The following is a 7,608-nucleotide window of genomic DNA, read 5'->3' as shown; positions in this document are numbered from 1 at the left end:
TGAATTATTAACTGCAGACCAATATAAAGAGCACATCAGCTAATTCAATATTATAAATAACATCAAGGCCTGGGATTAGTCTCAGGCTTTTTTTTTGGATAAATTTTGTGCACTAAACTTTTGGAAATAATAAAAGGGGTACCTTTGCAGGGCACCCCTTTATATTATCTACGAGTCTATTATTTAAGACTTATAATGTTCTTGATACTTCAACTTCTTCAAATGCTTCAATTAAGTCGCCAACTTTAATGTCGTTGTAGTTTGTAATGCTTACACCACATTCGTATCCGGAAGCAACCTCTTTCGCATCATCCTTAAATCGCTTCAAGGCGGCCAAATCTCCAGTATATATTACAATACCTTCGCGTATCAGGCGAACTTTAGAGTTACGCTTAATCTTACCTTCCTTAACCATACATCCGGCAATGGTTCCAACTTTTGTAATCTTAAAGGTTTCACGAACCTCCAAAGTAGAAGTGACCTGTTCTTTAATTTCTGGAGAAAGCATACCTTCCATTGCAGATTTCAACTCTTCGATGGCATCATAAATGATTGAGTACAATCTGATGTCTATCTCTTCTTTTTCTGCAACCTTTCGAGCAGCCATTGAAGGACGAACCTGGAATCCAATTACAATTGCATTGGAAGCTGCTGCAAGCATAATATCGGATTCTGAAATCTGACCTACAGCCTTATGAATTACATTTACCTGAATTTCATCTGTTGATAGTTTGATCAATGAATCAGATAGGGCTTCAATAGAACCATCCACATCACCTTTAACAATTACGTTAAGCTCCTGGAAGTTACCAATTGCAATACGACGGCCAATTTCATCAAGAGTAATATGCTTTTTGGTTCTCATGCCTTGCTCACGCTGAAGCTGGATACGTTTATTTGTGATTTCTTTAGCTTCACGCTCATTTTCCATCACATTAAACTTCTCACCTGCTTGTGGTGCACCATTTAAACCAAGCATTAGTACCGGTTCCGAAGGCCCTGCTTCATCAATTTTTTTATTACGTTCGTTAAACATGGCCTTTACGTGGCCCATGTAACTACCCGCCAAAATAATATCTCCAATCTTTAATGTGCCGGATTCAACCAGAACAGTAGTAAGATATCCTCGTCCTTTATCTAGCGATGATTCGATAACTGTCCCAACAGCTTTTTTGTCTTTAACAGCTTTTAGTTCTAGTAAATCAGCTTCTAAAAGAACCTTTTCAAGAAGTTCTTCAATATTGATTCCGTTTTTAGCAGATATTTCCTGACACTGATATTTCCCACCCCAGTCTTCAACCAGGTAATTCATATTGGCAAGTTCTTCCTTGATTCTATCTGGATTTGCACCTGGCTTGTCAATTTTGTTTATAGCAAATACAATTGGCACACCTGCTGCGGAGGCATGGTTGATGGCTTCAATAGTTTGAGGCATCACATTGTCATCTGCTGCTACAATAATAATGGCAATATCTGTAACCTGAGCACCACGAGCACGCATTGCAGTAAAGGCCTCGTGACCAGGAGTATCCAGGAATGTTATCTTTCTTCCTGAATCAAGGGTTACCGAATAGGCACCAATATGCTGGGTAATACCCCCTGCTTCACCTTGAATTACATTGGCATTACGTATGTGGTCAAGTAATGAAGTCTTACCGTGGTCAACGTGTCCCATTACAGTTACAATAGGAGAGCGCTCTTCCAATAAGCTTTCATCAATTTCTTCTTCTTCTTCAATTGCAGATGCTACTTCAACACTGATAAATTCAACCTGGTGGTCAAATTCTTCAGCTACCAAAGAAATGGTTTCTGCATCCAATCGTTGGTTGATAGAAACAAATAATCCCAGGCTCATACATGATGCAATAATCTGATTTACCTGAACATTCATCATGGTAGCAAGTTCTGCCACTGTTACGAACTCGGCTACTTTAATAATATTTTTTTCCTGGATTGCCTTCTCCATTTCAGCCATATGCTTCTGGCTGACAGCATCCCTTTTATCCCTTCTGTGACGGGAAGCTTTGGATTTACCTTTATTTGCAGTTAGCCTTGCTAAGGTATCCTTAATTTGCTTTTGTACGTCTTCTTCGCTGATCTCAGCTTTTACCGGACGGCGAGGTGCATTTTTGTGACGGCGGTTTTGTTTATCCTGATTTCGCTGGTTTTTGTTGCGATCTCCTTGTGGCTTTTGTTTTTGGCCGCCTTGTTGGTCTCCTCCTTGTTGAGTTGACTTGTCATTTATGTTTACGCGCTCTTTATCTTTTCTGATGCGCTTCCTTTTCTTCTTTTTGTTTTTATCAGAATTATTATCTGATTTAGCAGGTGCAGTTGGTAATTCAATTTTTCCAACAACTGTGGGCCCTGATAGTTTTTTAACCTGCGTAGGTTTAAATAAATCCTCTTTCACCTCTGTCTTTTCCTGAGTTTGTTCTTCCTTTTTCTGTGGAGCAGGAGATGGTTTAGAAGCTTCTTTAGTTTTTTCTGAAACTATGGGCTTTTTGGTAGTCTCTACAACCTTTTTATCCTCAGAAACGGGCTTCTGAGTCTTTTCTTTTGGTTCCTGCTTATTTTGTTTTTGAGGCTTTTTAAAAGCATCAATATCAATTTTGCCAACAACTTTAGGTTCCTCAATATTTTTTTTGGCAGCTGGTTTTTGTGGTTCCTCAGTTTTTTTTGGCTCTGCTGGTACTTCAGCAGGTTTTTCCTTTGGTTTTGTTTCTTTTTCTTCCTTAACTACAGGCTCTTCAATAGCAGGTTCCTGCTTTTGTTCAGGTTCTTTTGTCTCTTGTTTTTTCTTTGAAACTTGGTTCAAATCAATTTTATCAAGAACTTTGGGTCCTTTAACCTTTGGAATGTCAAACCTTTCAACTTTAGGTTCTTCTTTTTTAGGCTCTTCCTTGCTTTTAGGGGCATCTAAATCTTTCCTGATATCTTCGATTGAGATAGTCTCCTTTTGAGCCTTTTGTTTGCTAAGGGCTTCAGATTTCTTCCTAACGCTTAAATCCGTACTGTACTCACCCTCAATGTGGTGATACATTTCGTCCGATAACTTGGTGTTGGGATTTAATTCTACGTCAAAACCTTTTTTCTCCAGAAACTCAACAATAGTGTGAATTCCTACATTAAACTCTCTTGCAACTTTACTTAACCTATTTGTTTTACCAACTGCCATATTGGGAATTAATGATTTCTCTTAATTAAATGCTTATATTATTGATGCAGACAAAAATAGTAGATTTATTCAAATTCTGCACTCAATATTCGTATTACTTCTTCAATAGTTTCTTGTTCTAAATCAGTCCGTTTTACCAGATCTTCAACAGTCAAGTCCAATACTGATTTTGCAGTATCGCATCCTATTGCTTTGATTTCGTCCAGAATCCATGGTTCAATTTCATCTGCGAATTCATCTAAGTTTACATCTTCGTCGTCTTCTTCCATTTCGCGATAAACATCTAGCTCGTAGCCGGTAAGCTGACTGGCTAGCTTGATGTTTAAACCGCCTTTACCAATGGCCAAACTAACTTCTTCAGGACGAAGGTAAACCTGGGCTCTTTTGTCATCTTCAAATAATTTAATGCTATTAATTTTTGCAGGGTTTAATGACCTTTGTATAAATAGCTGAACATTTGAAGTATAATTGATTACATCAATATTTTCGTTTCGTAATTCTCTTACTATACCGTGTATACGGCTTCCTTTCATTCCAACACAAGCTCCTACCGGATCAATTCTTTCGTCATAAGACTCCACGGCAACCTTTGCTCTTTCACCTGGAACCCTTACAATTTTTTTGATAGTAATTAATCCATCAAAAATCTCAGGAACTTCAAGCTCGAAAAGTCTTTCAAGGAAAACCGGTGATGTTCTGGAGATGATGATTAATGGATTGTTGTTTCTGATTTCAACCCTAACCACAACAGCTCTTACATTGTCACCTTTTCTAAAGAAATCAGATGGAATTTGTTCAGCCTTGGGAAGTATCAATTCATTACCTTCATCATCCTGAATCAGGATTTCTCTTTTCCAGATCTGATATACTTCTCCGGTAACAATATCACCAATCTTATCTTTATATTTATGGTAAATGTTATCTTTTTCTAATTCAAGAATACGGGCAGATAAGTTTTGGCGTAGGCTTAAAATTGCCCTTCTCCCAAAATCAAGGAATTTTACTTCATCGGTTACCTCTTCGCCAACCTCATAATCTTCATCAATTTTTTTTGCATCAGTTAGAGAAATTTGAAGGTTTTCGTCTTCTAATTCATCATCTTCAACAATTTCCCTGTTTCTCCATATTTCAAAGTCACCTTTATCGGTGTTGATAATAACATCGAAATTCTCGTCAGTCCCAAAACGTTTGATCAAAACGCTTCTGAAAGAGTCCTCAAGCACCCTGATCATTGTTGCACGATCAATGCTTTTTAGTTCTTTAAACTCTGAAAATGTGTCAATTAAATTAATGTTCTCCATGACTTGTTCTTTGCCAGCTTGTTAAAACGAAATAATTAGTTTTGCTGATTTTATTTCGTCAAACTTATAGTTGTGACTAAATGTTTTTAATTCTTTTTTCTTCTTCCCTTCAATTTTAACCTTCTTTTCTTCCTGAATAGTAAAGCATTCATCAGATACCTCGGTTAACTTTCCTTTTAGAGGTGCTCCTTCAAGAGGAATGACTTCAATGTCACGTCCAATATTTTTAACGTATTGTTGGTGAACCTTAAAGGCTTGCCCTAACCCGGGGGTGGAAACCTCAAGCTCAAAATCTTCAACTTCCCTGTCAAGGGAGCCTTCAATCAATCGGCTTATTTGAATACAGTAATCAATGTTAATGCCGATTAAACTGTCAATTAATACCGTAATTTTATTTCCGGCTGAGACTTTCAGGTCTACCAGATAACACTCGTCAGAGGTTAATTTTTCCTCAATTATAGTATTAATTAATTCCTTTGTAATCATAGTCTAATGGTAATAAAATAGGGGACTGTCGCCCCCTATCTCTAAGACATTTTATTAAAATCCGGCACAAAGATAATTATAAAGTAATTAATATGCAAGGTAAAGCAGTTTATTCGTTTTAATATAAAACGTGGATTGATTTTGATTATAACATTTAACTATGCATTGATAACCATAGGCATTTATTATATTGCGAAATCAATCAAATTCATTTTTAAATACAATGGATTGCAATGGTTTAATTCTAATAACATAGTATGGACAAGAATTATATAGTTAATAAACTTAAAATTATAAATGACCCGGTACATGGATTTGTAAAAGTTCCGTTTGCTATTATTTATGAGTTGCTTCAGCATAGGTTTTTTCAACGACTAAGGGGGATAAAGCAATTGGGGTTAACGTCTTTGGTTTATCCTGGAGCAATGCATAATAGGTTTCAACATGCTGTTGGGGCAATGCATTTAATGAGTTCGGCAGTTAGTGTGCTCAAAAGTAAAGGGGTAGAGATTACCAGTGAAGAATCAAAAGCTGTACATATAGCAATTTTATTACATGATATTGGGCATGGGCCATTTTCTCATGCATTGGAGTCTTCTGTTGTAGAAGGTGTAGATCATGAAGATATATCACTTGCCCTTATGAATAGCCTTAATGTTGAATTTGGAGGAGAATTAAGTCTGGCAATAGAAATTTTCAAGGATGGATACCCCAAGAAATTCCTTCATCAGCTCGTTAGTAGCCAACTCGATATGGATCGTTTGGACTATCTGAAAAGAGATAGTTTTTTTTCTGGAGTTACGGAAGGTGTAATCGGTTCCGACAGGATTATCAAAATGCTCCATGTGGCCGATGATCAGCTTGTGGTTGAATCAAAAGGTATTTATTCGATAGAAAAGTTTTTAATTGCCCGAAGGTTGATGTATTGGCAGGTTTATTTGCATAAAACCGCTTTGGTTGCTGAACTTATGCTGATGAAAGTTCTAAAACGGGCACGTCAGCTATGTGGCAATGGTGTTGAATTGTTTGCCCCTCCCCAGTTGTTATATTTTTTAAAGAACAAGTTGGATATTCATGATTTTGGTAATGGAGGTGCTGCTATTGAGAATTTTGTAATGCTGGATGATGGTGATATTATGACTGCAATAAAAATATGGATAAAACATCCGGATTTTGTGCTGTCAGAGTTGTCGCAAATGCTCTATAATAGGGAGTTGTTGCATATAGAGTTGAGAAAAGAACCATTTGATAAGGCTGTGGTTAAACAAATAAAAGAAAGGGTGAAAGGGATGTATGCACTTCAAAATAAAGATGAAATAAACTGTTTTGTATATACAGATGTGATTGAAAATCATGCCTACAGCATAAAAGATGAGCAAATTAATATACTTTATTCGGGTGGTGAAGTCAAGGATATATCCGAGGCCTCGGATATATTAAACCTTTCTGTTTTAGGGAAAAACGTAAAGAAAAATGTGCTTTGTTATCCTAAGTCGTTGCGTAAATGGGTCGGCGAAATTAGTTAGGGTTTTTTATTAAGAGGATAATATTATTAGATTTGCACCAAATTTTATAAAATGGAATTTTCAGCTAAGCAAATTGCAGAATTAATTGAAGGGGTTGTTGTTGGGGACCCGGATGCTACTGTTAACAATGTATCTAAAATAGAAGACGGTAAACCGGGAACGATTTCATTTCTATCTAATCCCAAATACACCAAATACATTTATGAAACCAAGGCTTCGATTGTCCTTGTTAACAAGTCGTTTGAGCCAGAGCATAAAGTGGAAGCAACCATGATTCAGGTGGAGGATGCGTATGTGGCCGTAGCTAAGCTAATGCAAATGTATGCGGAGTCTATGCCTAAAAAATCAGGTATTGAACAGCCATCATATATTTCAGAAAGCGCTTCGATAGGCGAATTTCCTTATGTGGGAGCCTTTGCATACCTTGGTGATAATGTTACTATTGGCGATAATGTGAGTATATATCCTAATGCATATATTGGCGATAATGTTACTATTGGTGATAACACGGTTGTTTATGCAGGAGTAAAAATATATCAGGGTTGTAAAATCGGTTCTAATTGTATCTTACATGCAGGAAGTGTTGTGGGTTCTGATGGGTTTGGTTTTGCACCGGGTGAGGATGGCGTGTTTACAAAAATACCTCAATTGGGAAATGTGGTACTTGAAGATGATGTTGAGATAGGGGCAAATACTACAGTAGACAGAGCAACTATGGGATCTACCATTGTGCATAAGGGAGTTAAGCTTGATAATTTGATTCAGATTGCTCATAATGCAGAAATTGGCGATAATACTGTTATGGCTGCTCTTACCGCAATTGCAGGATCAGCGAAGGTGGGTAAAAATTGTATGTTTGGTGGGCATACCGGCGTAGCAGGACACTTGACTGTTGCAGACGAGGTTAAGCTTAGTGCATATACAGCCGTAAGTAAAAATGTAACAAAAAAAGATGTTTGGTTGAGGGGTATTCCTGCACAGGATGCCAAAGTATATGCGCGTACTTTTGCAAATTTTAAACAATTGCCAAATTTAGCGGCGCAGGTAAAAGAACTAAAAGAGGAAATTAAAAAACTAAAAGGGGAATAACATACTGGTTGTTTCGCCTGGTATTCATATG

The 7,608-nt window shown here is 37.1% G+C and carries 5 protein-coding genes; 2 read left to right on the top strand and 3 right to left on the bottom strand.

Features of this window, described 5'->3' with window-relative positions:
- Positions 1 to 190 precede the first annotated feature (190 nt).
- The 3 genes from infB to rimP all read right to left on the bottom strand — a co-directional run bounded on the left by infB (position 191) and on the right by rimP (position 4,962).
- A complete protein-coding gene (gene infB, locus OM074_RS05545) occupies positions 191 to 3,175 on the bottom strand; it encodes a translation initiation factor IF-2 (RefSeq protein WP_301198320.1) in 2,985 nt (994 codons plus the stop codon).
- Between the two features lie 65 nt (positions 3,176 to 3,240).
- Positions 3,241 to 4,476, bottom strand: coding sequence for a transcription termination factor NusA (nusA, locus tag OM074_RS05540; RefSeq protein WP_301198319.1), 1,236 nt, complete (start codon positions 4,474 to 4,476; stop codon positions 3,241 to 3,243).
- Between the two features lie 21 nt (positions 4,477 to 4,497).
- Positions 4,498 to 4,962: a ribosome assembly cofactor RimP gene (rimP, locus tag OM074_RS05535; protein WP_301198318.1), complete on the bottom strand. Its 465-nt coding sequence runs from the start codon at positions 4,960 to 4,962 to the stop codon at positions 4,498 to 4,500.
- A 257-nt stretch (positions 4,963 to 5,219) separates the two neighbouring features.
- Here rimP and OM074_RS05530 point away from each other — a divergent pair, with 257 nt between their 5' ends.
- Both OM074_RS05530 and lpxD read left to right on the top strand, forming a co-directional pair.
- Entirely contained in the window at positions 5,220 to 6,488 is a 1,269-nt protein-coding gene (locus OM074_RS05530; protein WP_301198317.1) for an HD domain-containing protein, read from the top strand.
- Positions 6,489 to 6,539: 51 nt separating this feature from the next.
- Positions 6,540 to 7,577: a UDP-3-O-(3-hydroxymyristoyl)glucosamine N-acyltransferase gene (gene lpxD, locus OM074_RS05525; RefSeq protein WP_301198316.1), complete on the top strand. Its 1,038-nt coding sequence runs from the start codon at positions 6,540 to 6,542 to the stop codon at positions 7,575 to 7,577.
- The last annotated feature ends 31 nt before the right edge of the window (positions 7,578 to 7,608 follow it).

Source organism: Plebeiibacterium marinum, assembly GCF_026013615.1.
GTDB classification, from domain to species: domain Bacteria; phylum Bacteroidota; class Bacteroidia; order Bacteroidales; family Marinilabiliaceae; genus Saccharicrinis; species Saccharicrinis marinus_A.
This window is presented reverse-complemented; position numbering and strand designations above follow the sequence as displayed.